The following is a 23,935-nucleotide window of genomic DNA, read 5'->3' as shown; positions in this document are numbered from 1 at the left end:
TGTGGAGAGATTGCCGCCTCACAATTCCTAGAATGTTCGGCCCCAAACGAGACCTAGTACATGGCCTGCTCGTGCGGGCAGACGGGCTCGTCGCGCCAATTGCCCAGGCGCACGCGGAAACGTTCGCCGATGCGAAGACGCAGCCATTCGGCGTGCTGCCGCTCGGCCGGACCGTCGTAATAGATGTGGGCGTGATAGCTGGCGATTTCCGAAAGCGGCCTCGGACCGGCTTTTTCGTTCACTTCGATGTTCCCCTTCGATGATCCCCGGGGAACTCTACATCAAGCACCGACACTCGGAAGAGGCCGCGTAGCCCCGAAAACTGCAGCGGCGGGGGGTGCCTGCACGAGCTACCCCCCTGTTGCCGCGGCGCCGTTACTGGCCGCAATGGTGGCCATTCACCGATGGTGGCGCCTTCGGTGGCCTGCCGCTGGCATTGGGCGTTTCCGGGTTTGCCCCCTGCGGGCCTGCGGGGCAATTTTGATCGGCATTCGAATTCATATAATCCGAGCTCGTCCCAACGATGCCAATGCTGGAGGTGGTGCTTGGATCGACGAGCACCCGTCTTGCATGGTGCCTTGGCTGGTGGGTCCCGGAAGTTGCCCCGGTGTTTGCGTTATAAGCGCCGGCATCCTGGGCCAGCGCCGCCGTCGCAAGGCCGATGGTGAGGGCCGAGGCTGCGAGGATTTTTGTAAGCATGGGAGATACTCCATCTTCGTTTTTCGGCTTTTGCCGGATCGTGTCCGACATGGGCAGAACCCATCGGTCCGATCGACGTTCCGTTGAGAGTCGACACCTTTTTGTGAATCTTGTCGTCAATCGTTCACAAACGCTCCGGCGCCGCCGCAAGGTGCCGGGGCATGTCATTAGCCGACTCAGCAGCCTGTGAAGCCGATAGGACGAGCCGCGCCGCGCCGCCGCATGATCGAGTTCCCCAGCCTGCCTCCAATTACGGACAGTCGGCTTGCGGCCCCAAAGTGGTCCCAGCCGCGCGACAACTTGAGCATCCTGACTTCTGAAAGTCGTCGCTCCTCGGCACCAAGCCTCCTATCCATTGCCCCATTCTCGCCGGCACGTTCGCCAACTGCGGACCAAGTTCGTCCGCGATCGTCAGGTGCGTGATGACGGCGTGGCTGGCCACGATTCTGAGGCCATTTGCGCCATCCCCAAATCCTCACGGACGAACGCGGATGATCGTCTTTCCCTTGCGGCGCTCGGTCGGGTTGAAGGCGGCGACGGCATCGTCGAGGCTCGAGACGTTGCCGATGTTCGTCCGCAGCCGTCCGTCCCGCACCCGCTGGACGATTTCGCTCAGCTGGGCACGATCGGACTCGACAACGAAGTCGACCGCCAGGCCGTCGGCGGGCCGCGCCTCGGCCGGCCCGACGACGGACACCAGCGTTCCTCCGGCCCGAACCATGCCTGCGGACCGCTTGCCGACGTCGCCGCCGATGACGTCGAACACCAGATCGACTTTGACGGCGCCTTCCAGCGTGTCGTTGTCGAGGTCGACGAACTCCTTCGCGCCGAAGTCGAGCACCGCCTGACGGTCGGCGGCGCGGCCGGTGCCGATGACGTAGGCGCCGGCCTCCCGTGCGAGTTGCGTCACCATCGACCCGACGGCACCGGCCGCGCCGTGGGCGAGGACGCTCTGCCCGGCCCGGAGGCGGCCGTGCTCGAACAGCCCCTGCCAGGCGGTCAGGCCCGAGATCGGCAGGCTCGCGCCCACCGTGAAGTCGACGTCGCCCGGCAGCGGCGCGAGGTTGCGTGCCTCGATGGCGATATACTGCGCCAGGGTGCCGTCGCGATACCAGTCGGCGAGGCCGAACACCCGCTGTCCCACCGACAATCCCGTCGTGCCATAGCCGAGGGCGGTGACCACGCCGGCCAGTTCGTGCCCGGGAATCGACGGTGTTCGGTCACGATCGCGGCGATCGGTCCAGGTCGAGGGCCACGTCAGCTCGGTCGGGACGAACCCCGAAGCATGAACCTGAACCACGACATCGTTTATCGCTGCCTGCGGCTCGGGCCGCTCCACCAGCGTCATCCCGGCCGTTCCCGCCGCCTGGTCCGTCACCACGATAGCCTTCATGATAGTTTCCTCCTCGGTCATTTGTCTCTTTGGTGGAGAGGCTTCCGACCACTCCCCGGATTTGGGCGGCACGTTCGCCAGCAGGGGTCCCGAGGCCTTCGGCAATCGTCAGATGCGCGACGGCGCGTGCAATCCAGAACTGGTCGCCGCTTTATGCAGCAGCCATGATTTCGGCATAGGTGCCGAAATCGACATTGCCGCCGGACAGCACCACGGCGACGCATTTGCCCGCGAGTTCGATCCCGCCCGAAGACAGCGCAGCCAGTCCGACACAGCCGCCCGGTTCGACCACCAGCTTGAGGTGGGCCATGGCGTCGCGCATCGCCTGCGCGGTCGCCGTGTCGGAAACGGCAATGGCGCCGGCGAGGTTCCTGCGGTTGATCTCGAAAGTGATGGCGCCCGGCTCGGCGGTCAGGATCGCGTCGCAGATCGAGCTGTAGCCCGGTTCGTTCGAAACCCGGGCGCCGGCGGCAAGCGAGCGGCGCGTGTCGTCGAAATGCTCCGGCTCCACCGCCCAGACCGCGGTGCCGGGCGAGGCGTCCTTGACCGCGACGGAGATGCCGCTGGTCAGACCGCCGCCGCCGCAGGGGACAATGACCGCGTCGAGGCTGACGCCGAGCGTCCTGGCCTGCCTCATGAGTTCAAGGCCAATCGTGCCCTGCCCGGCGATGATGGCCGGATCGTCGAAGGGCGGCACCAGCACCATGCCCTTGTCCAGATAGGGGCGAACCACGGTCAGGCGGTCATCGCGGAAGCGGTCGAACGGCACCACCTCGGCGCCCATCCGGCGGACGTTGCCGATCTTCATCGCCGGTGCGTCCGCCGGCATGGCGATGACCGCCTTCACCCCGAACATGGCGGCGGAAGCGGCGACCCCTTGCGCATGATTGCCCGAGGAAAAGGCGACGACGCCACGGCTGCGTTCTTCTTCACTCAGCGAAGACAGCTTGTTGTAGGCGCCGCGGAACTTGAACGAGCCGGTGCGCTGCAGCGTCTCGGGCTTGAACAGGATACGGCCGCCAAAGCGCTTGTTCAGCTCCTGCGATTCGATCAAGGGGGTTTCGACAATCAGGCCGGAAAGCCGGGCAGCGGCGGCGCGGATGTCGGCGATGCCGGGAAGGATGGGGGCGGTCATGCGAGTCCAGCAAAGAGGAATGGTGTCTCTATGATGCCCGCAAAGGCACGTGGCGCGCCATTGAAAAAATGTGACCCTTACAAAGTTGGCGAGTCATGAACGGCGCCGAGACCGGCAATTGAGTGTTCCTAACCCAGCAGCGTCCTTTGCCTCTTGGTGCCGCCCAGCTTGCGCCAATTGTTGAAGCGATGGGTGGCGGCGGCAAACGAGATCTTCATCTGCTGTGAGACCGAATAGCGCGACTTGCCCTCGTCGAACATGCGGTAGCAGCATTCGACGCCTTCCTCGGTCAGCTTGCCATCCGGAGCCTTGTTGTGCGGATTGGCGGGGTCGAACTTCTCGACCTCCTGCTCGACCAGGCCCTTCAGCCTCTGCAGGTCCGCCTCGATGCTGGCGATAAGATCGAGGACGGGCTTCGGATCGAAATGCTGTGCGGGATGTTTTGTCGTCATCTGCTGGATCCTCATTCTTGTCTTAGGTTCAGCTATATAGGTGAATCTTTGCCGATAATAAAGGGCCACCCACGCTCGAGCGCTTCAACAATTCTTGACCTCGCGGCCAAGCATGCGATTGACCCGGGCCACTTCCAACCCTAGTTTAGAACAATTCTAAACTAGGGTGATTTCCTCATGCTTTCCCGTGTTTTCGGCTTCGGCCGCCGACCCTTCGAGTCGCTCTCCGAACAGGAGATCCTGGCGCTGGCCATTTCGTCCGAGGAGGACGATGGCCGCATCTACCGGGCCTATGCCGACGGGCTGGCGGAGCGGTTTCCGCAATCGGCGAAAGTGTTCGAGGAGATGGCCAAGGAAGAGGACGGCCATCGCGACTCGCTGATCGAGCTTCATCGCAAGCGCTTTGGCGAGCGCATCCCGCTGATCCGGCGCGAGCATGTGAAGGGGTACTATGAGCGCAAGCCCGACTGGCTGGTAAGGCCGCTCGGCATCGAGCATGTGCGCAGCCAGGCCGAGGCGATGGAACGGCAGGCCTATCTGTTCTATGTCGAGGCGGCGAAGCGCACCACCGATGCCTCGACGCGGAAATTGCTCGACCACCTGGCCTTGGCGGAGCAAGGCCATGAAACGTTGGCGCAGCGCCTCGAACAGAAGCATGTCCCGGGCGAGGTCAGGGATGAAGAGGCCGCCACCGAGCAGCGCCAGTTCATCCTCACCTATGTGCAGCCGGGCCTGGCCGGATTGATGGATGGCTCGGTCTCGACACTGGCCCCGATCTTCGCCGCCGCCTTCGCCACGCATGACACCTGGCAGACCTTTCTGGTCGGTCTTGCCGCCTCGATCGGCGCCGGCATTTCGATGGGCTTCACCGAAGTGGCGTCCGATGACGGCAAGCTATCGGGCCGGGGCTCTCCGATAAAGCGCGGCATCACCACCGGCGTCATGACGGCGGCGGGCGGTCTCGGCCACGCGCTGCCCTATCTCATCCCGCATTTCTGGACGGCGACCGCCGTCGCCGCCGTGGTGGTGTTCTTCGAATTGTGGGCGATCGCCTTCGTCCAGAACCGCTACATGCAGACCCCCTTCCTGCGCGCCGCCTTCCAGGTGGTGCTGGGCGGCGCGCTGGTGTTCGCGGCCGGCGTGCTGATCGGGAATGCATAGATAAGCGGAGGTCGGCGCTGCCCCTCATCCGCCTGCCGGCACCTTCTCCCCGTATAAGGGACGGGGAGAAGGAGATGGCTTCTACCTTGGTGCTCTTCCTGCAAGGTAGGCAATTGGCGAAATCCGCGATGACAGCGCCCCTCTCCCCGTCACTATACGGGGAGAGGATGCCGGCAGGCAGGTGAGGGGCGGCGCCAATATCAACCAAATAGCCTCATCCATTCACCGCCCGGCTGTCCGCCGGCGCCTGTTCCCTCTCCGTCAGCCCATAGTCGCGAATGACATGCGCGATGCGCAGACGATAGCCGGCAAAGATGCCGCCACGGCCGGCTTGCTGCGCCTGCCGGTGCTCCTCGGTGTTGCGCCAAGCCTTTACCGCATCCTCGTCGCGCCAGAACGACAGCGACAGGATGCGGCTCGGGTCGGCCAGACTCTGGAACCGTTCGATGGAAATGAACCCGTCGATGCCGTCGAGCAAGGGACGCAAATTGGCGGCGATGGCGAGATAGGCATCGCGTTTGCCCGCCGCCGGTTCGACCTCGAAGATGACGGCGATCATGTTTTCACCAATGGCGCGTGGGGCCCGGAGACGTGTTTCAGGAACATGCGGTCCTCCCTGAGGATGAAGCGTTCACGGCGGGCGAACTCATAGTTTGCCTTGCCGGCGGGATCGGCGGCAAGCCGGGCGCGATAGGCTTCGTAGGCCGCCAGGCTGTCGATATTGTAGACGGCATAGGCCGTCGTGGCCGAGCTCTCATGCGGGGCATAGTAGCCGATCAGGTCGGCGCCGCAGCGCGGAATGGCCTGGCCCCAGTTGCGGGCATATTCCTCGAAGGCAGCCTTGCCGAAACGGTCGATCTCGTAGCGGATGAAGCAGGTGATGGTCATGGTCGGCTCCCTGGGTTTTTGCATCAATGGTTCGAGCGCGGTCGAAACGTCGTGCGCATCGAGGTGCTAGGCATTTCCTATCAGGAGCCGCCGTCGCCGGCTCCTTGGGCTGAAGCCAGAATAGTGGTTATCTCACTGGGATGCTTCGACAAGGATCAAACTATGCGTGAAGGACCCGACATCGCCCGTATCGCCAGCCTGGTCGGCGATCCGGCCCGCGCCAACATGCTCTCCGCATTGATGGGCGGCACGGCATTGACGGCGAGCGAGCTGGCGCTGGAAGCCGGCGTCTCCCTGCCGACCGCCAGCTCGCATTTGTCGAAATTGATGGAGGGCGGATTGCTGACCCTGGCCAGTCAGGGCCGGCATCGCTATTACGGCCTTGCCGGGCCGCAGGTGGCGGGCATGATCGAGGCCATCACCGGCGTTGCCGAGGCCGTCGGCCCCAGGCGGGTGCGGCCGGGCCCGCGTGACGCGGCGATGCGCGTCGCGCGCGTCTGTTACGACCACCTCGCCGGCGAGCAGGCGGTCGCGATGCTGGATCGGTTTGTCGAGAAGGACATCCTGCGGCGCGACGACAGGGAGATCAGGCTTGGCCCGTCGGCGACATCGCATTTCGCGGCAATAGGCATCGATGTCGACGCTAGGCCTCGCCGTCCGCTCTGCCGCGCCTGCCTCGACTGGAGCGTGCGGCGCTCGCACCTCGCCGGCTCGCTTGGGGCCGCCATCCTCGACAAGATTCTTGCCGAGAAATGGGCACGGCGCGAGAAGGACAGCCGTGCGGTGATCTTCTCGCCGCCGGGCAAGGCGGCATTCGAGAAGGTGTTTTTGAGCTGAGCTGCTGGCGGGACAGCGCCCCCTCTGTCCTGCCAGACCTCTCCCCCTCAAGGCAGGGCAATCGCATATGAAAGCCGAGGCTTTCGCCCTACGAATACCCCCACCCCTAGCTTGCCGGGGCGAGCCACGGGTCTCGCCCCGGCAAGCTAGGGGTGGGGGTCCCTCTTCGCAAGACTCCATATGCGATAGCCGTGACTTCAAGGGTGAGATGCCCGGGCAGGGCAGAGGGTGTTGCTCGGCGTCGAAATCGGGCTACCCCCGCTTCAACACCTTGCCCTCTTTGAAAAAATCCGCCCACGGATCGGCTTTCGCCAGCTGCTTCAGCGTTGTCTTGTCGCCGATCGGGAATGCGTTCGGCGCCAGTCCGGCCTCGATCTCGGCCCAGGTCACCGGCATCGACACGGTGGCGCCCTTCTTGGCCCGCGAGGAGTAGGGGGCGACGGTGGTCGCGCCGCTGCCATTGCGCAGATAGTCGACGAAGATCTTGCCGGTGCGCGCTTTCTTCGACAACGTCGCGGTGTAGCGGTCCGGCGCTCCCTGTTCCAGCGCGCGGGCGAAATCATGGGCGAAGCTCTTGACCTCGGCCCAATCCGCCGACGGTTTCAGCGGCACGACGACATGAAAGCCCTTGCCGCCCGACGTCTTGACGAAATTGGGCAGCGACAGCTCGTCGAGCTTGCCCCTGATGTCGAGGGCGGCCGCGCGCACCGCCTCGACGTCGACGCCCTCGTCCGGGTCAAGATCGAAGACGATCTGGTCCGGCCTTGCAAGATCATCGATGGTGCAGCCCCAGATGTGGATTTCGACCACGCCGAGCTGGACCAGCGCCGCAATGCCGTCGAAGTCGCGGATGTACAGGATTTCCTCGCCGTCGGTCGGATCGTTCGTCTTCGCGATCTTCTCGTGCATGCCGGGTGACGCATGCTTCTGAAAGAAGCGCTGGCCCTGGACGCCATCCGGTGCCCTGACAAGGCTGAGCGGGCGGTCGACCACGAACTGCTTCATGCGCGGCCATACCAGCGCATAGTGATCGAGCAGGGCTTGCTTCGATATCTTTTCGTCGGGCCATAAAAGCTTGTCGGGATGGGAGAGCTTCACGGTGGTTCTGGCGGCTCCGGCGGCCTTGGCGGCGCTTGATGCCGGCTTGGCCTTGGCCGCGCTCTTGGCTGTCGCTGCTGCCTTCGGCTTTTCCTGCACGACTTCCTCCGCGGGCTTATCCTCGCGCAATCCCTGGAACGAGGCATGGCGTATTATACGGTCGGAGGTCCAGCTGCGGAACTCCACTTCGCCGACCAGCTCCGGTTTGACCCAGACCAGGCCCTTGCCCTTCGGCACGGCCGCATTGAACGGTGAAGCCGTGGCTTTCAGCGCGTCGAGTTTCTTCTTCAGCTCGTTGGCGCCCTTGGTGGAGAAGCCGGTGCCGACGCGACCGGCATAGTGCAGTTTGCCACCCTCGTAATAGCCGACCAGCAGCGAGCGCAGCCCGCGCCCGGTCTTGTCCGACGGCAAATAGCCGCCGATGACGAATTCCTGCCGTGCCGTGCATTTCGACTTCACCCATGTCGGGCCCCGCCCGCCGCGGTAGGACGCATCGGCCCGTTTGGAAACGACGCCTTCCAGCCCCATGCGGCAGGCATGCTCCAGCATCACCTTGCCGGGTTCGGCGAAATGATCGCTGAAGCGGACCGCCGAGTCCTGCGGCTGCCCGGCGAGCAATTCCTGCAGGGCCTGCTTGCGATCGACCAGCGGCTCGCGGCGCAGGTCCTGCCCATTCAGCCGCATCAGGTCGAATACATAGTAGATGAAGCGATTTGTCCGTCTTGCCGACAGATCCTGCTGCAGCAGCGCGAAGGAAGAGACGCCGCTGTCGGCCAGCACGACGATCTCGCCGTCGATGATGGCGTCGCTGCATTTCAGACCGGCGAGCTCGGCGACGATGGGGTCGCCGAATTTTTTCGTCCAGTCGAGGCCGGTGCGGGTCAGCAGCCGCACATCGGTGCCGGCGATCTGCGCCTGCATGCGATAGCCGTCGAACTTCACCTCGTGCAGCCAGTCCTCGCCGGACGGCGCATCCCGCTCCAGCGTCGCCAATTGCGGCTCGATGAAGTCCAGGTGCTTCGCGTGTCCGGCCTTCGCCGTGCCGGCGACCGGCTTGTTGGAGTGCCAGACCTTCGGTTTCTCGCCCTTGGCGGCCTTGCCTTCGCCGACCTCCTCGATCGTCAGGCCGGACTTCACCGATCTGGGCTCGTCCTTTAGAATATCCTCGCCCGGACGCGCGGCGGCATCACCCGACTTGATCAGCAGCCAATTGTCGCGCTTCTCGCCGGGGCGCGGTCTCAGCCGCACCAGATGCCAGCGGCCGTGCAGCTTGTGGCCGTTGAGTTCGAAATCGATATGTCCCTTCTTCATCGCCTTGGCCGGGTCGCCGTCGGGCGTCCACGTGCCTTCGTCCCAGACGATGACCGAGCCGCCGCCATATTCGCCCTTTGGGATGGTGCCTTCGAACGGCGCATAGTCGATAGGATGATCCTCGACATGCACGGCCAGCCGTTTCTCATGCGGGTCGAGGCTTGGCCCGCGCGTCACCGCCCAGCTCCACAGCACGCCCGCATGTTCCAGGCGAAGGTCGTAGTGCAGCCTGGTCGCGGCATGCTTGTGGATGACGAAGATGCCGCCGGCCTCGCCCTTCTTGCGGACCACCTTGCCGGCCGGCTCCGCGGTCTTCTTGAAATCGCGTTTGGCATGATATTGTTCGAGGCTAGCCATCTGTTCGCATCCTCACGCCGACTTGCGCTTGGTCGCGGCTTCTTTCGGCTTGCCGCGCTTGGTCGCCGCTTTTGCCTTCGCCGCGGTCTTTGCGCGGCCGGTGCCGGAACCGCCTTCGGACGAAAGGCTCTTCTTCAGCGCATCGAACAGGTTGACCACATTGGAGGGCTTGGGCGGCGCCTTGGCCTTCGGCGCCTTGCGGCCAGCCTTCTTGGCACGAATGAGCTCGAGCAGCGCGTCCTCGTATTTATCCTCGAACTTCGAAGGATCGAACTTCGCCTTCTTCTTGTCGATGATGAGCTCGGCCAGATCGGTCATTTCCTGATCCGTCTTCACCGCCTCGATGTCGCCGAAGACGGTGTCAGGCTGGCGCACGGTGTTGTCGTAGCGCAACGTCGTCAGCAACATGCCCTTGCCGAGCGGCTCGATGACCACGGGACGTTCGCGCCGATAGAGCACGATGCGGGCCAGCCCCGCCATCTTCTTGCCGGCCATGGCGTCGCGGATGACGGCGAAGGCTTCCTGTGAGACTTTGTCGGCCGGTGTGACGTAGTAGGGGGTATCCAGGTAGATCTGCTCGATGGAGGATTTGTCGACGAAACCGTCGAGCCCCATCGTATGCGACGACTCGATCTGTACGGCCTCGATCTCGTCTTCCTCGATATGGATGAACTCGCCATTGTCGTCTTCGTAACCCTTGATCTCGTCATCGTCCCCAAGCGGCTTGCCGGTTTCGGCGTCGACATAGATCCGCTTCACCGTGTTGCCGGTCTGGCGGTTGAGAATGCGAAACGAGACTTTCTCGGCATGAGTGACGACATTGGTCAGTTCGATGGCGCAGGTGACCAGCGAAAGCTTCAGGTAGCCTCTCCAGGCCGGACGCGGCGCCATGACGATTCCTGTTAAGAAAGACGATTTCCGATAAAAGATGAGGTGCAACGGACAACGTCGCAACCGGTTCCAATCCGGTCGGGCCAAGGCCGGCGCGACTGCCTCCGGTCTTGGCCCTCAGCCCCTTATTCGGCGGCCTGCAGGTTGATCTTGCTTTCCGCCATTTCGGTCAGCTTGCGATCCGTCGCCTGCTCTTCCTTGAGGTTCCTGGCCAGCAGATCGGCGCAGTCGCTGCGGCCAAGCTGCTTGGCCCAGGCGATCAGCGTGCCGTAGCGGGTCATCTCGTAGTGCTCCACCGCCTGCGCCGAAGCGATCAGGGCAGCGTCCAGCACCTCCTTGTCGTCGATATCGCCGCTTACCTCGTCGGCCTCCTCGAGGATGCCGTCAATGGCCGGGCAGTTGACCGTCTTTGCCTTGACGCCACGCAGTTCAAACACCTCCTCGACGCGTTCGACGTGGCCCCTTGTCTGCTCGAGATGTTTTTCGAAGCCAGCCTTCAGCTGCGCGTCGGTGGCTTTGTCGATCATCTTCGGCAACGCCTTCTCGATCTGTTTTTCGGCATAATAGATGTCGCGCAGAGTATGCACGAACAGGTCGTCCAGCGTTTTGATGTCCTTCGAAAAGAAGCCCATGGTTTCAGCCTTTCCATTGCTCTTGCTGTTTCGGGATTGTTGGCCTGCCTTTGGCAGCGAGCCGGCATGCCGGCCCAAGGCTCAACGTCCGGTGCATGGGCCGGTTCCGGTCCCCATTGGCAGGAGGCAAATGAAATTTCCGGCGGCCGTCTGGAAGTTGAAACAGAACCGCGCGCAGGCGACATTCAAACGAAACATATGTGATGCAAAAGTCACACCGACGAAAATGGCGACAAAAGGCGCCGAAACACCCCGAATCGGCCGCATTCCGGCCACGAAGCAACGGGTTTTCGACCAGAAATTAACATCACGTTCACCGACTATTCACGCCTCGATGCTATCATTCCCGCAAATCGGAAAGGACATCCGAAAACGGGACAGGGACAGGTAAAATGAACTTCCTCACGCACCTCATCGGCTATGCCGCCGCCATCCGCGAATTCGTTGCGCCGACCTATCGGCCCGAGCGCTATTACATGCGCGGCCCCGGGCCGGCTTGCGCCCGCCGCGGCACGTCGCTGGGCGCGCACTGACCATGACGTTCGAGAGCCGCCACAACAGCCGCATCTGCAGGCCGGGTGCCGACTCCCGCGCCACGACCTACCGCGCCGAGCGCCCGATTTTCGCCGACAGGCGGCGTGCGGCATCGCCACGTCTTTGATGCCGCCTCCGGCTGGCTTGGTGTCGCAGGACACGAGCAGCCGAGGCCTGCGTGAGCGACCTTCCCTGGTCAAGCCGTAACAAGTCAAGCCGTCCCAAGCCAGGCCATCCACCTGAATCCTTCGATGCAAGCCGGCTAACGGCATGGCTCGCTGGGTTTCGAGATAGAAGGTCGGCCCGGATTTCACACCCGCTCGCCGGGACGATCACGGGCTACCGCGGCTGGCTTGTGCTGGCGGGTTCGCAAGCCTCCAGCACGATCGCTCCGCCCGCTGTCTTGCCAAGTTCCCTGCAGCCCTGAGGGGTGCACAGCGTCCACCCATCGCCAGTCGCCCCGGAGGCGGCTAGCACGACGCGGCGCTGCGTACCGATGCTGGGCGCGTAGACCCACCAGCCGCCGCGAAGCACCGCGCCCTCGGGTGGCTCCATGCCGGCGCCCGAGCCTTCGATGCGCGCCTCGACGACTTGCAGGCCGGAAGGCGTCACCGTCCAGTCTTCCGCCCAGCGCGTCCGTTCGACCGAATGCGTCCACGACAGGGTGAAGGCGGTGGCAGCCAGCGCCACTGTCTTGCCGGCGGACAGGATGCAGAGGCTCACGGGATCGTCGGCCCGGGAGCGCCGGACACGGTGCGGGTGCGGTACCAGTGCGCGCTCACCACCAGCAGCGATAGGACAAAGCCGGCCTCGTCGGTCAACGGCACCGCCGCTACTAGTAGGAAGGCGGCGGCGGCGGCCGCGAACCGTTCCCATACGGTCAGCCGCGTGCGCAGGAAGCCGATCACGGCCGCCCCCCACAAGCCGATCGCCAGCACGGCCTTGACGACGATATAGGCGACCGCGGGCCAATACCCGACCGCCGCCGACAGTGGGCCGCCGTCCTGCAGCATGAGAGCCGGCGTGTAGACGGCCATGAACGGCACGACAAAACCGGCGGCGGCGACTTTTATTGCCTCGAAGGCGATTTTCAATCCGCTTTCCCGGGCGATCGGCGCGGCGGCGAAACAGGCAAGCGCCACCGGCGGCGTCAGATCCGCCAGGATGCCGAAATAGAACACGAACATGTGGCCGACCAGCAGCGGCACGCCAAGCTGAAGCAGCGCCGGCCCTGCAATCGAGGCCGTAATGATGTAGTTTGGAATGGTCGGAATGCCCATACCCAGCACGACGCAAGTCACCATCGTCAGGACAAGCGACAGGAACAGGCTGGACTGGCCGATGGAGACGATGAAGGCACCGAAGGCCGTCGCGACGCCGGTCAGCGTCATGGTGCCGACAATGACGCCGACCACGGCGCAGGCAATGCCGACCGGCAGCGCCGTGCGCGCGCCTTCGGCCAGCGAATCCCGGCAGGCGATTAGCGTGTCGCGCCCGCCCGAGACGAAGAGGTTTGCCACGATCAGCACGGCGGCGGCGGCGAGAATGGCGTTGATGCCCATCTTGAAGAAGCTGGCGGCGACCAGACCCAGACCGATCCAGAAGGCGGCGCGCAGGATGGGCGAGGGCAGTCCGAGCGCCACCGAGCCGCCGAGGATCAGCAGCACCGTCATGGCGAGTCCGATCGTGCCGGCATAGAGCGGCGTGTAGCCCGAGAACAGCAGGTAGATGAGGACTGCCAATGGCAGGATCAGGTACCAGCCCCGGCGGAATGCCGCGAGCGGCGAAGGCAATTCGGCCCGGGACAGGCCAAGCAGATTGTGTTTCCCGGCTTCGAGATGCACCATCCAGAAGGCCGAGGCGAAATAGAGCAAGGCGGGAATGATCGCCGCCTTGACGATTTCGGAATATTCGACGCCGAGCGTCTCGGCCATGATGAAGGCGACCGCGCCCATCACCGGTGGCATGATCTGTCCGCCCATCGAGGCCGTGGCCTCGACGCCGCCCGCAAAGGCCGCACGGTAGCCGAAGCGCTTCATCAGCGGAATGGTGAACTGGCCCGTGGTGACCACATTGGCGACGCCGGATCCTGAGATCGTGCCCATGAGCCCTGATGCGATCACCGCCACCTTGGCCGCGCCGCCGCGTGCATGGCCGACGAAACCCAGCGACACGTCCGTGAAAAGCTTGATCATGCCGGCGCGTTCCAGGAACGAGCCGAACAGGATGAATAGGAAGATGTAGGTGGCCGAAACGTAGATCGGGATGCCATAGATGCCTTCCGTGCCATAGGCCATCTGGTCGACGACTTGCGAAAAGTCGTAGCCGCGATGGTTCAGCGGCGACGGCAGATGCTGGCCGAACAGCGCATAGAGAAGAAAACACCCGGAGATGACCGGCAAGGCCGGCCCCATCATCGCGTAGGCAGCCGCGAAGACGGTGACCAGCGCGATGACGCCGAAGATCAGGTCGGCCGTGTTCAGGTCGCCGGCGCGCAGGATCAGCGGCTGGTATTCGAGATACTGGTAAGCGGCGACGGCGACACCGGCCAGGGCCAGCGCCCAGGCGAGCGTCCGTCCGGCGGCGCCCAGCTTGCGCGCGGATGCGACGAGCGGGAAAGCCAGCAGCATCAGGAAGCCGACATGGGAGGCGCGCAGCACCTGACTCGGGATGCTGAGGATGTGGGCGGCCGTGGCAATCTGGAACAGTGAGAAGATGACCGCGATCCAGAACAGCAGCCGGCCTTCTCGCGATGGCGCGAAACCGCCTCCGGTCGGGTCGTGGAAATCTTCCGCCGTGGCCTCTGTTCTTGTCTCGATGCCGGCCGTCTGAGCCATGGGACTTGCGCCTTCAATCGGCCGGGAGCCGGCCGCCCGGTTCCCGGCCATAGCCGCTTGTCACATCATGCCCTTTTCCTTGTAGTAGCGCGCGGCGCCCGGATGCAGCGGGATGGGCAGCCCCTTGATCGCGTCCTCGAGCTTGATCGACTTGGCGGCATTGTGCGCGGCAACCATCTGGTCGAGGTGTTCGAACAACTGCTTGGTCATCTGATAGGCTTCGTCATCCGACAGGTCGGACCGGGTCACCAGGATGTTCGTGATGGCCAGCGTCGGGACGTCCTCCTTCTGGCCCTGGTAGGTGCCGGCGGGAATGGTCGCCGCCTGGAACGGCGCGCCCAGCTTCTGGGCGACCTCGGCCGGAACCGCCACCACGGTGATCGGCAGCGATGAAGCAAGGTCCTTGATCGACGCGACGCCGAGCCCCGCCGACTGCAGCGTGGCGTCGAGCTGGCGGTTCTTGATCAGTTCGACCGATTCGCCGAACGGCAGGTATTCGGTCCTCGACAGATCGCTGTAGCTCATGCCCAGCGCCCCGAAGATGGCGCGCGCGTTGAGTTCGGTCCCGGATTTCGGTGCGCCGACCGACAGGCTCTTGCCCTTTAAGTCGGCGAAGGACTTGATGCCGGACTCCTGGCTGGCGACGATCTGGACATAGTTGGGGTATATGGCCGCGATCGCGCGCAGCTTTTCGAGCTTTTGCGGGAAACCGGCATCGGCGTCGCCTTCGGCGGCGGCTTTCACCGAATCGCCGAGCGCGAAGGCGATCTCGCCTTTGCCCTGCTCCAGAAGGTTCAGGTTCTCCACCGAAGCCTTTGTCGCCTGGACCTGGGTACGCACGCCCGGAATGGTCTTGCCGTAGATTTCCGAAAGCGCGACGCCGAGCGGATAGTAGACCCCGGAAGTGCCGCCGGTCAGCACGTTGATGAACTCGTCGGCCCTGGCAGCGCAGATACCCACGCCCAGCGAAAGGGCCACCATGCCAGCCGCGATGAACTTCGTTCTGAAAAAGAGCACGTGTTTTCCTCCCTGGGATAGCGACAACCGCATCACCCTCCTCGACGCGGACCGACCAGAGTTTAGACGGCGGGACGCAAATGCCAACCCGCAAACGTGCCATTAGACGACCTGCCGGCTTGCGCAAGGCGCGACTGCAGCCGAAAGTTTTCCGCAGCCTGTCGAAATCGGTCGCCGCCGCACGACATACGTTCGGCCCGCAACGGAGCGGCCTTCGAAACCACGGGAGAAGACCCATGCGATACATGCTTTTGATCTACAATGACGAAGCCGCGATGGCGAATGCGCCGAAAGAACAGATCCAGCAGACCCTCGCGGCCTACGGTGCCTATACCGAAGCTTTGAAGAAATCCGGCGCGTGGTTGGCTGGCGAACGGCTGCGCCCGACCCAGGCGGCCACTGCGGTGCGGATGGCCGGCGCCAAGACCAACGTGCTCGACGGCCCCTATGCCGACACCAAGGAGCAGCTTGCCGGGTTTTATATGATCGAGGCGGCCGACATCGACACGGCCATCGAATGGGCGGCGCGCTGTCCCGCCGCCAGCACCGGCACGGTCGAGGTACGGCCCATCTGGGAAATGACCGAGTACGTCACCGAGCAATGAAAATGTGATGGACGATCGTTCTGAGCAGGCGTGGGCGGCGGCCGAAGCAGCCGCCCGGCAGAGCTACGGCAAGCTGGTCGCCTGGCTCGCGGCGCGCTCGCGCGACGTTGCCGGCGCCGAGGACGTGCTGGCGGATGCGTTCGCGGCCGCGCTCGAACGCTGGCCGCGAACCGGTGTGCCCGCGCAGCCGGAAGCCTGGCTGCTTGCCGTGGCGCGGCGACGCCGCGTCGATGCGGTGCGCCGGCGGCTCACCCGGGAGGCTGGCCGCGAGCATCTCAAGTTGATTGCCGAAGAGATGGAGGCGCGCATGACCGACGAAGACCTGCCCGACGAGCGGTTGCGCCTGATGTTCGCCTGTGCCCATCCGGCGATCGAATCGGGCGTGCGCGCACCGCTGATCCTGCAGACCATCCTCGGCTTCGATGCCGCGACGATCGCTTCGGCGTTTCTTGTCTCACCGGCAACGATGAGCCAACGCCTGGTGCGCGCGAAAACCCGTATCCGCGAAACCGGCATTCCGTTCCGTGTGCCGGAGCGGGCCGAGCTTGGCGAACGGCTGGACGCCGTGCTGGAAGCGATCTACGCGGCATTCGCCGAAGGCTGGTCCGATCCGGCCGGCACCGAGACGCGGCGCCGCAATTTGGCGAGCGAAGGCATCTGGCTTGGCCGGCTGGTGGCCTCGCTTCTGCCTGACGAGCCGGAGGCGCTTGGCCTGCTTGCATTGATGCTGTTTGCCGAGGCGCGCCGGCCCGCCCGACGCGATGCCGCCGGCGATTATGTGCCGCTGACCGCGCAGGATTGCGCCCTGTGGGACGATGTCTTGATCGACGAGGCCGAGGCCCTGCTTGGCCATGCCGCGACCAGGGGCGTCATCGGCCGCTATCAGCTCGAGGCAGCGGTGCAGTCGGCCCATACGACGCGACGGCTGAGTGGCCGCATCGACTGGGCCGCGATCAGGCAGCTCTACGATGCGCTGTCGATGATATCAGGTTCGCCCGTCGTGGCGATCAACCGCGCGGTGGCCATCGCCGAGACAGACGGGGCGACGGCGGGGCTGGCCGCGCTTTACGTGCTGGGTGATGACAAGCGCCTCGCCGACTATCAACCCTACTGGGCCGCCCGCGCCGGCCTGCTGGCCAGGCTCGGCAATGTGGTGCATGCGGTCGAAGCCTATGACCGGGCCATCGGCCTCGAACGTGATCCGGCGCTGCGCCGCTTCCTGCAGGCAAAACGGGCTGCGCTTGTTAAAAACTGAGCGCTGAAAGGCGCTGCCGCTCCCGGCGATCTTTCAGCCCGGCCACATCTGGTGCGATGCGTTAAGCTTTTGCACCAACGGATGCGCACGCAGTTCGCTCCACAGGCGTTCAATGTTCGGCCAGGCTGCGCGCGCCTTGCCTGTGTCGGGATGCCAGGCCACCAGCATCACCAGGTAGATATCGGCCACCGACATCGCCTCGCCGGCAAGCCAGTCACGGCCGCGCAAGGCGGCATCGATGACGGCAAAGCCGCGATTCATCTCGGCGACGGCAGCCTGCTTGACGGCTTCGGCGCCGTCGGCATCGGCCGTGTAGCGCGGCGCGTAATAGAAGCGCAACATCGCCGGGTAGATCACCGACGACATGAAGGCCATCCAGCGCAGGAACTCGGCGCGCGCGGGCGCGTCGATCGCCGGTGCCAGGCCAGCCTCGGGGTGGCGCTCTGCAAGCAGGATGCAGATCGCCGCCGATTCAGTGATCGAGCGGCCGTCCGGCAAGGTCAGCACCGGCACCTGGTTCAGCGGGCTGATCTCCAGGAAAGCCGGATCGGGCCGGTCGGTCTTCGGCACGTCGATCTGCTCGAAGGGTGCGTTCGCCAGCGCCAGCGCCGCCTCGATGACAAAGCCGCCGCTGCCGGGACGCGTGTAGAGCTTGTACATGAGATACTCCCCCGGCCCGAACAGACGGGCCGTTGGCGATATGAACCGGAAGCAGGGCTCTGCTCAAGCTGGTGGCAGGCGCCACGAGAGGATTTTTTAGCGGGCCAGTTTCATGATGCGGAAGGTTGGCGGGACAGCGCCCCCTCTGTCCTGCCGGACATCTCCCCCACTAGGGGGAGATCAGATGTCACGACGGCTTTCGCCAATCACCAGCGTCGAAAAAAAGCGCCTTCAGTGAAACTGCTGATCTCCCCCTTAGTGGGGGAGATGCCCGGTAGGGCAGAGGGGGGCGCGAAGGGACTCGACTGACGGGGTTCTGATTCCGGCGTACGGAACCCTAAGCCCCCAGCCCCTCAAACAGGATCGTCGACAAATAACGCTCGGCGAAGTCGGGTATGACCACGACAAGGGTCTTGCCCTTGTTCTCCGGCCGTGAGCCGATGACGATTGCCGCCTGCAGGGCCGCACCCGACGAAATGCCGACCGGCACACCTTCGAGGCGGGCGACGAGGCGCGCATTGGCGACGGAATCCTCGTTGGAAACCTTGACGATCTCGTCATAGATCGTGGTGTCGAGGATCTTTGGCGCGAAGCCGGCGCCGATGCCCTGGATCTTGTGCGGGCCTGGCTGGCCGCCAGACAGCACCGGCGAGGCTTCCGGCTCGACGGCGACGACATGCAGCGAGGGCTTGCGCTTCTTCAGGACCTGGCCGACGCCGGTGATGGTGCCGCCGGTGCCGATGCCGGCAACGAAAATGTCGATCTCGCCCTGCGTGTCGTTCCAGATTTCCTCCGCTGTCGTCTTGCGGTGGATTTCCGGATTGGCGGGGTTTTCGAACTGCTGCGGGATGACGGCATTGGGGATGGTCGCGGCCAGCTCGTCGGCCTTGGCGATGGCGCCCTTCATGCCTTTCGGCCCTTCGGTCAGCACCAGCTCCGCGCCAAGCAAAGCCAGCATCTTGCGGCGCTCGACCGACATCGTCTCGGGCATGGTCAGGATCAGCTTGTACCCCTTGGCGGCGGCGGCGAAGGCGAGCGCGATGCCGGTGTTGCCCGAGGTCGGTTCGATCAGCGTCGTCTTGCCGGGCGAGATCTTGCCGGCCGCTTCCAGCGCCTCGATCATCGCCACGCCGATGCGGTCCTTGACCGAGGCGATCGGATTGAAGAATTCGAGCTTGGCGACGAGATTGGCAACGATGCCCTTCTCCTTGGCGAACTTGTCGAGCCGTACCAGGGGCGTGTCGCCGATCGTGTCGGTGATGGAGCCGTAGATGCGGCCGCGGCCGGGGACGCGGGCGGAGGTGACGGGCTTGTTCATTGGTTTCGCTCCCAGGATTTCAGGCGATTGGCATCAGCCGGCAAGATAGAGCCTTCGATCGCGCAAGATAGACCGTCGGCCGAAAATATCCGAGTAGGGCTTGTGTCTAAAACGCTTCCGCCTTGGAAAAGCGTTTCGGGGCGACGCCCGTTTCTGGAACGGATTCGCAGAAAGCCCCCTATTGGCGGGCGGCGATCGCTGCCGCTGCGCCGATCATGAAACCGGCCGCCGTGCGGTTCAGGGCCTTCAGCGCGCGCGGCGATTTCAGGAACCAGCGCGCCTTGGCGGCGAGCGCCAGGTAAGGCACCAGCACGACGAACAGGACGACGACCGTCAGCGCCGCGAGGAGACCATAGTCGGCAGGCGTGATCGTCTTCAGGTCGACGATGGTCGGCGTGATGGCGAGATAGAAGATCATCGTCTTCGGATTGCCGAGCGTCACGGTAAGGCCGGCGGCGAAGCTCGACAGCAATCCGGCCTTGCCCTTTTTCGCTTCGACGGTCTCGGGTGTGATGCCGGCGGTCCAGAAGCGTCAGCCGAGAAAAGCCAAATAGGCGATGCCGGCCCACTTGATCGCAAAAAACACCATGCCGAAGGTCTGCGCGACGAGGGCGAGGCCCAGCACCACGGCGGTCAGATAAGTGAGATCGCCAACCATCAGGCCGAAGGACATGGCCAGCGACGAGCGGAAGCCGGAGCCCAGCGCACGCGCGACAAGCGCCGTGATCCCGGGGCCTGGAATGGCGGCGGCGACGCCGAGAGCGGCGCTATAGGCGAGGAAGCCGGTGAGGGTCATGATGCGGCCTTGCGTCCGGAAACGCTGTTGGGACGGCGCCTTGTCGCACGAAGCCGGGCTCGCGTGAATTCCCTGAAGCCGGATTCCATTGCACCACGCCGAGGCGCGGTCAGGAACGACCGCCCCCGTAGGTCACGCGCCAGATCGTGCCGTTGCCGTCCTCGGTCACGATCAGCGCGCCGTCGCTCGCCACCGCCACGCCCACCGGCCGGCCCCAGACCTCGCCGTTGGAGATGACGAAACCGGTCATGAAATCCTCGTACTCGCCGGTCGGCTTGCCGTCCTTGAACTTGAGCCGGACGACCTTGTAGCCGGTCCTGTTGCCGCGGTTCCACGAACCGTGCAGGGCCACGAAGGCATCGCCCCTGTATTCCTTGGGAAATCCGGTGTCGGCGGGCAGATCCTTGCCGTCGTAGAAGGCGATGTTGAGGGGCGCCGAATGCGCCTGCATCAGCACGTCGGGAATATCGGCCTTGCCGGCAAGATCGGGGCGCGCGCCTTTGTGGCGCGGATCCTCGTTGTTGCCGATATAGTACCAAGGCCAGCCATAGAAGGCGCCCTGCCTGACAGCGGTTGCATATTCGAACGGCACATTGTCGCCGAGCGCGTCGCGCTCATTGACAACGCACCACAGCACGCCGGTCGCCGGCTGCACCGTCATGCCGGAACAGTTGCGGAGGCCCGTGGCGACGATGCGGCCGTTCTTGCCGTCCGGATCGAAGGCCTGCACGTCGGCGCGGCCTTCCTCGGCACCCCAGGTGGCGCCGAGCGGCTCCGACTTCACCCACGCATCGAGGCCGCCATCCGGCTTCCTGCTCATATCCTCGGCGATGTTCGAGCCGGAGCCGACCGAGAGATAAAGCGTCTTGCCGTCAGGAGAAAAGGCGATGTCGCGGGTCCAGTGGTGGTTCGAGGGGATGTTGTCGACGATCGTCTCCGGCTTGCCGGAGGCCTTCAGCGCGCCCTTGCGGTAGGCGAAGCGCACGATGCTGTCGCTGTTGGCGACATAGACCCATTGCGGGTCGTTGCCCGGCGGATAGAAAGCAACCCCATAAGGCTGGTTAAGTTTGCCGGCAAAGATGCTTTTCTCGGCGGGTTTCGCGCTGCCTGGAGCCAGGCGGTAGACACGAAGCTGGTTGGCTTCGCTGTCGGCGACGAACAGGTCGCCATTCGGCGCGATGCGCACGACGCGCGGATTGTCGATGCCGGACGCAATCAGCTCGGCCGAGAATCCGGGCGGCAGCCGTGGCTTTGTATCGGCCGGCATGTCGGCAAGGCCGGCGCTGTTCGAGGCCGATTTGGTGGCATAGGGTTTCGGCAGGTCTTCCGGCTTGATCAGCCGGCGCACCCCGGGTTCGTCGGCGCGCCAGTCGCCGAAGGCGGCCGCGCCTCTTAGGACCGGTTGGTCGGCGGCCAAGACCGAACTGGCAATCACAAGGCCAACCGGGATGGCGGCCATTGAAGCAAATCGGATCATGGGATCCTCCGCAACGTGTCGGCAATCGGTTGCCACGGCCAGCGGCAACGGCTGACCATCGCGATTGTTCCACGCCACACGTCGAGTTGAAGCGGCGCCGGAGCGGCGGTCAGGCCTCTGTGGCGTCGAGGTCGCTGTCGAGGCGCCTTTCCAGTTCGACGAGATCGGCCGGTAGCGGCAGGCCCATGGCGCGCATCTCGCGCAGTTTTTCGCGCAGCTGCTCCTGCACTTCATGCGCGTCTTCCGGCTGGTTGACCATCTCCTCCAGCAGCAAGCTGATCTGGGCCTTGAACGATTCGAGCGCCATTGTTTTTCTCCTTGCGGCCTGTTCGTTCGGTGCCGCACTCGAAGGTGCGTCGACATCCCGTAGGCCGTGCCGAAATATCTTACCGCAGCATGCGGGATATCAGCTGCGCCGTATAGTCGACCATCGGCACGATACGGGCATAGTTGAGCCGGGTCGGGCCGATGACGCCGAGCGCGCCGACCACGCGGGCATCCTTGTCCCGGTAGGGTGCGACCACCAGCGATGAGCCCGACAGCGAAAACAGCTTGTTCTCCGAGCCGATGAAGATGCGTACGCCCGATCCCTGCTCGGCAAGGTCGAGCAGCTGAATCAATCCGTCCTGCGTCTCCATGTCCTCGAACAGATGCCGCAGCAGTTCGATGTCGGCCTGCGCGGTGACGTTTTCGAGCAGATTGGCGCGCCCGCGTACGATGAGCCGCGCCGGCAGGCCGCTTTCCGCGCCCGCCCATACCGCCAGCCCTTTCTCGACGAGGTCCTGCGACAGCGTGTCGAGTGCGGCTCTCGTCTCTTCCTTGATGCGTGCGATCTCGCTGCGCGCCTCGGCCAGCGTGCGGCCGCGAATATGCGCGTTGAGGAAATTCGAGGCTTCGTGCAGTTGCGAGACGGTGATGCCCGCCGGCAGGTCGACGACACGGTTCTCGACGTCGCCATTCTGCGACACCAGCACGGCAAGCGCCTTGGTCGGCTCCAGCTGGATGAACTCGATATGCTTCAGCGCCACCTCGTTCTTGGCGGCCAGCACCAGGCCGGCGCCGCGCGACATGCCCGACAGCATCTGGCTGGCCTCGGTCAACATATGCTCCAGCGTCGCGCCCGAGCCCGATGCCCGCACCTGCGCCTCGATGGTGCGGCGCTCCTCGTCGGAGAGGTCGCCAAGCTCCATGAAGGCGTCGACGAAGAAGCGCAGGCCGGCCTGGGTCGGCAGCCGGCCGGCCGAGATGTGCGGCGCGTAGATCAGCCCGAGATGTTCGAGGTCGCTCATCACATTACGGATGGTCGCCGGCGACAGCGAGGAGGGCAGGATGCGCGACAGGCTGCGCGAGCCCACCGGCTCGCCGTCCCTGAGATAGGAATCGACGATGCGCCGGAAGATGTCGCGTGAGCGCATGTCGAGCGATTGAAGCGCAAGCGGCTGCGAACCGGGATCGATTGCCTTGGTCATTCGGCCGAAAACCTCCTTGCTGAGGATATAGACTTCGGCGCGGCGCGCGCAACCAGTGTCTGCGTCGGATCACCCGGACCGTTTTCCTTTGCGCGCTGCCCCCCATGCGTCTAAAAGCCGGCCACGATTTCAAAACTGATAGAAAGCAGGCCGAATGCGCCCCTCCAAACGCCAATTCGACGAAATGCGCGCCATCTCCTTCGAGCGCGGCGTCTCCAAGCACGCCGAAGGCTCGTGCCTGGTGAAGTTCGGCGACACCCATGTCCTGTGCACGGCAAGCCTCGAGGAGAAGGTTCCCGGCTGGATGCGCAATTCCGGCAAGGGCTGGGTGACGGCCGAATACGGCATGCTGCCGCGCTCCACCGGCGAGCGCATGCGCCGCGAAGCCTCCGCCGGCAAACAAGGCGGCCGCACGCTGGAGATCCAGCGCCTGATCGGCCGTTCATTGCGCGCCGTGGTCGATTTGCAGGCGCTGGGCGAACAGCAGATCACCGTCGACTGCGATGTCATCCAGGCCGATGGCGGCACCCGCACTGCCTCGATCACCGGCGGCTGGGTGGCGCTGTACGACTGCCTGCGCTGGATGGAAGCGCGGCAGATGGCCAGTGTTTCCAAGGTGCTGAAGGACCATGTCGCGGCGATTTCCTGCGGCATCCATGACGGCCGGCCGGTGATCGACCTCGATTATCTCGAGGACTCCTCGGCCGGCACCGACGCCAATTTCGTCATGACCGGCAAGGGCGGCATCGTCGAGATCCAGGGCACCGCCGAGGGCGAGCCCTTCTCCGAAGACCAGTTCGCCGCCCTGATGGGCCTGGCCAAGAAAGGTATCTCGCGGCTGGTGAGTTTGCAGCAGATGGCGGTGGCGTAGTTTTCAAATGCCGAGCTTCACCCCCCTCTGCCCTGCCGGGCATCTCCCCCTCAAGGGGGGAGATCGGATGTCTGGTTTGCCTTCGCCAACTATCAATGGCGCAAGGGGTGCGGTGACGCTGAAACTGCTGATCTCCCCCCTTGCGGAGGGTGAGGAGTGGTCCGCGCAGCGGACGGGAAGCCAATTGCTTGGCTTTCCGAACAACGAACGCCCGGAGCGACAGCGTAGGGCCGGGTCCGGCA

23 protein-coding genes and 2 pseudogenes are annotated in these 23,935 nt (G+C 64.4%); 6 read left to right on the top strand and 19 right to left on the bottom strand.

Features of this window, described 5'->3' with window-relative positions; translation table 11 throughout:
* Nucleotides 1–56: 56 nt before the first annotated feature.
* The 5 genes and pseudogenes from FJ548_RS07945 to FJ548_RS07925 form a co-directional block, all read right to left on the bottom strand.
* A pseudogene (locus FJ548_RS07945) lies at nucleotides 57–242 on the bottom strand (DOPA 4,5-dioxygenase family protein); the annotation flags it as partial.
* A gap of 133 nt (nucleotides 243–375) precedes the next feature.
* Nucleotides 376–750 (bottom strand): hypothetical protein, encoded by a 375-nt coding sequence (locus FJ548_RS07940; RefSeq protein ID WP_246671526.1) that lies wholly within the window; start codon nucleotides 748–750, stop codon nucleotides 376–378.
* A 424-nt stretch (nucleotides 751–1,174) separates the two neighbouring features.
* The gene (locus FJ548_RS07935; protein WP_140777580.1) at nucleotides 1,175–2,092 is read right to left on the bottom strand and encodes an NADP-dependent oxidoreductase; all 918 of its coding nucleotides are present in this window, start codon (nucleotides 2,090–2,092) and stop codon (nucleotides 1,175–1,177) included.
* A 151-nt stretch (nucleotides 2,093–2,243) separates the two neighbouring features.
* Complete coding sequence (locus FJ548_RS07930) at nucleotides 2,244–3,227, bottom strand: threonine/serine dehydratase (RefSeq protein ID WP_140777579.1); 984 nt, start codon at nucleotides 3,225–3,227, stop codon at nucleotides 2,244–2,246.
* 128 nt (nucleotides 3,228–3,355) lie between these two features.
* Nucleotides 3,356–3,679: a hypothetical protein gene (locus tag FJ548_RS07925; protein ID WP_140610601.1), complete on the bottom strand. Its 324-nt coding sequence runs from the start codon at nucleotides 3,677–3,679 to the stop codon at nucleotides 3,356–3,358.
* A 177-nt stretch (nucleotides 3,680–3,856) separates the two neighbouring features.
* Here FJ548_RS07925 and mbfA point away from each other — a divergent pair, with 177 nt between their 5' ends.
* The gene (gene mbfA, locus FJ548_RS07920; RefSeq protein WP_140777578.1) at nucleotides 3,857–4,840 is read left to right on the top strand and encodes an iron exporter MbfA; all 984 of its coding nucleotides are present in this window, start codon (nucleotides 3,857–3,859) and stop codon (nucleotides 4,838–4,840) included.
* A 214-nt stretch (nucleotides 4,841–5,054) separates the two neighbouring features.
* Here mbfA and FJ548_RS07910 read toward each other — a convergent pair whose 3' ends face one another.
* Both FJ548_RS07910 and FJ548_RS07905 read right to left on the bottom strand, forming a co-directional pair.
* Nucleotides 5,055–5,399, bottom strand: a complete 345-nt coding sequence (locus tag FJ548_RS07910) for an antibiotic biosynthesis monooxygenase (protein ID WP_140777577.1) — start codon at nucleotides 5,397–5,399, stop codon at nucleotides 5,055–5,057.
* Nucleotides 5,396–5,728: an NIPSNAP family protein gene (locus FJ548_RS07905; RefSeq protein WP_140691844.1), complete on the bottom strand. Its 333-nt coding sequence runs from the start codon at nucleotides 5,726–5,728 to the stop codon at nucleotides 5,396–5,398. Before FJ548_RS07905 ends, FJ548_RS07910 begins: the two co-directional genes overlap by 4 nt.
* Nucleotides 5,729–5,890: 162 nt before the next feature.
* On the opposite strand from FJ548_RS07905, the gene FJ548_RS07900 reads away from it, so the two are divergent.
* Complete coding sequence (locus FJ548_RS07900) at nucleotides 5,891–6,565, top strand: winged helix-turn-helix domain-containing protein (protein WP_140777576.1); 675 nt, start codon at nucleotides 5,891–5,893, stop codon at nucleotides 6,563–6,565.
* A 252-nt stretch (nucleotides 6,566–6,817) separates the two neighbouring features.
* Here the strand turns inward: FJ548_RS07900 and ligD are convergent, their stop codons facing one another.
* The 3 genes from ligD to FJ548_RS07885 form a co-directional block, all read right to left on the bottom strand.
* The gene (gene ligD / locus FJ548_RS07895) at nucleotides 6,818–9,331 is read right to left on the bottom strand and encodes a DNA ligase D (RefSeq protein ID WP_140777575.1); all 2,514 of its coding nucleotides are present in this window, start codon (nucleotides 9,329–9,331) and stop codon (nucleotides 6,818–6,820) included.
* 12 nt (nucleotides 9,332–9,343) lie between these two features.
* On the bottom strand, nucleotides 9,344–10,222 hold the full coding sequence (locus FJ548_RS07890; protein ID WP_140777574.1) for a Ku protein: 879 nt from the start codon (nucleotides 10,220–10,222) through the stop codon (nucleotides 9,344–9,346).
* Between the two features lie 125 nt (nucleotides 10,223–10,347).
* A complete protein-coding gene (locus FJ548_RS07885) occupies nucleotides 10,348–10,854 on the bottom strand; it encodes a ferritin-like domain-containing protein (protein WP_140610608.1) in 507 nt (168 codons plus the stop codon).
* Nucleotides 10,855–11,246: 392 nt separating this feature from the next.
* Between FJ548_RS07885 and FJ548_RS07880 the strand changes: the two genes are divergently transcribed.
* The gene (locus FJ548_RS07880) at nucleotides 11,247–11,387 is read left to right on the top strand and encodes a hypothetical protein (protein ID WP_013892047.1); all 141 of its coding nucleotides are present in this window, start codon (nucleotides 11,247–11,249) and stop codon (nucleotides 11,385–11,387) included.
* 340 nt (nucleotides 11,388–11,727) lie between these two features.
* Here the strand turns inward: FJ548_RS07880 and FJ548_RS07875 are convergent, their stop codons facing one another.
* From FJ548_RS07875 to FJ548_RS07865, 3 genes are read right to left on the bottom strand one after another with little or no spacing between them, the layout of a single operon-like run.
* Nucleotides 11,728–12,111: a DUF1850 domain-containing protein gene (locus FJ548_RS07875; RefSeq protein ID WP_140777573.1), complete on the bottom strand. Its 384-nt coding sequence runs from the start codon at nucleotides 12,109–12,111 to the stop codon at nucleotides 11,728–11,730.
* A complete protein-coding gene (locus tag FJ548_RS07870) occupies nucleotides 12,108–14,225 on the bottom strand; it encodes a TRAP transporter permease (RefSeq protein WP_140777572.1) in 2,118 nt (705 codons plus the stop codon). The genes FJ548_RS07875 and FJ548_RS07870 overlap by 4 nt, the downstream gene beginning before the upstream one ends.
* Nucleotides 14,226–14,285: 60 nt before the next feature.
* Nucleotides 14,286–15,242 carry a TAXI family TRAP transporter solute-binding subunit gene (locus FJ548_RS07865; RefSeq protein ID WP_246678584.1) on the bottom strand — a complete coding sequence of 319 codons (957 nt, stop codon included), beginning with the start codon at nucleotides 15,240–15,242 and terminating at the stop codon, nucleotides 14,286–14,288.
* 236 nt (nucleotides 15,243–15,478) lie between these two features.
* Here FJ548_RS07865 and FJ548_RS07860 point away from each other — a divergent pair, with 236 nt between their 5' ends.
* Nucleotides 15,479–15,847 carry a YciI family protein gene (locus tag FJ548_RS07860; RefSeq protein ID WP_140777607.1) on the top strand — a complete coding sequence of 123 codons (369 nt, stop codon included), beginning with the start codon at nucleotides 15,479–15,481 and terminating at the stop codon, nucleotides 15,845–15,847.
* A 7-nt stretch (nucleotides 15,848–15,854) separates the two neighbouring features.
* Nucleotides 15,855–17,102: an RNA polymerase sigma factor gene (locus tag FJ548_RS07855; RefSeq protein WP_140777570.1), complete on the top strand. Its 1,248-nt coding sequence runs from the start codon at nucleotides 15,855–15,857 to the stop codon at nucleotides 17,100–17,102.
* A 33-nt stretch (nucleotides 17,103–17,135) separates the two neighbouring features.
* On the opposite strand, the gene FJ548_RS07850 is transcribed toward FJ548_RS07855, so the two are convergent.
* From FJ548_RS07850 to hrcA, 6 genes and pseudogenes are all read right to left on the bottom strand, one after another.
* Nucleotides 17,136–17,762, bottom strand: coding sequence for a glutathione S-transferase family protein (locus tag FJ548_RS07850; protein WP_140691861.1), 627 nt, complete (start codon nucleotides 17,760–17,762; stop codon nucleotides 17,136–17,138).
* Between the two features lie 337 nt (nucleotides 17,763–18,099).
* The gene (gene cysK / locus FJ548_RS07840; RefSeq protein WP_140610615.1) at nucleotides 18,100–19,080 is read right to left on the bottom strand and encodes a cysteine synthase A; all 981 of its coding nucleotides are present in this window, start codon (nucleotides 19,078–19,080) and stop codon (nucleotides 18,100–18,102) included.
* Between the two features lie 178 nt (nucleotides 19,081–19,258).
* Nucleotides 19,259–19,876 (bottom strand): annotated as a pseudogene (locus FJ548_RS07835) (LysE family translocator).
* 109 nt (nucleotides 19,877–19,985) lie between these two features.
* Nucleotides 19,986–21,335 (bottom strand): sorbosone dehydrogenase family protein, encoded by a 1,350-nt coding sequence (locus FJ548_RS07830; protein ID WP_246673204.1) that lies wholly within the window; start codon nucleotides 21,333–21,335, stop codon nucleotides 19,986–19,988.
* A gap of 127 nt (nucleotides 21,336–21,462) precedes the next feature.
* Nucleotides 21,463–21,660 (bottom strand): hypothetical protein, encoded by a 198-nt coding sequence (locus FJ548_RS07825; RefSeq protein WP_140610618.1) that lies wholly within the window; start codon nucleotides 21,658–21,660, stop codon nucleotides 21,463–21,465.
* 79 nt (nucleotides 21,661–21,739) lie between these two features.
* Nucleotides 21,740–22,822 (bottom strand): heat-inducible transcriptional repressor HrcA, encoded by a 1,083-nt coding sequence (gene hrcA / locus FJ548_RS07820; RefSeq protein ID WP_140691866.1) that lies wholly within the window; start codon nucleotides 22,820–22,822, stop codon nucleotides 21,740–21,742.
* 154 nt (nucleotides 22,823–22,976) lie between these two features.
* Between hrcA and rph the strand changes: the two genes are divergently transcribed.
* Nucleotides 22,977–23,693: a ribonuclease PH gene (gene rph, locus FJ548_RS07815; protein WP_140777569.1), complete on the top strand. Its 717-nt coding sequence runs from the start codon at nucleotides 22,977–22,979 to the stop codon at nucleotides 23,691–23,693.
* Nucleotides 23,694–23,935: the final 242 nt, after the last annotated feature.

It is taken from the genome of Mesorhizobium sp. B2-4-17 (assembly GCF_006441275.1).
GTDB lineage: Bacteria > Pseudomonadota > Alphaproteobacteria > Rhizobiales > Rhizobiaceae > Mesorhizobium.
Note: the sequence above shows the minus strand (reverse complement) of the source record. Positions and strands in the feature narration are given on the sequence as shown.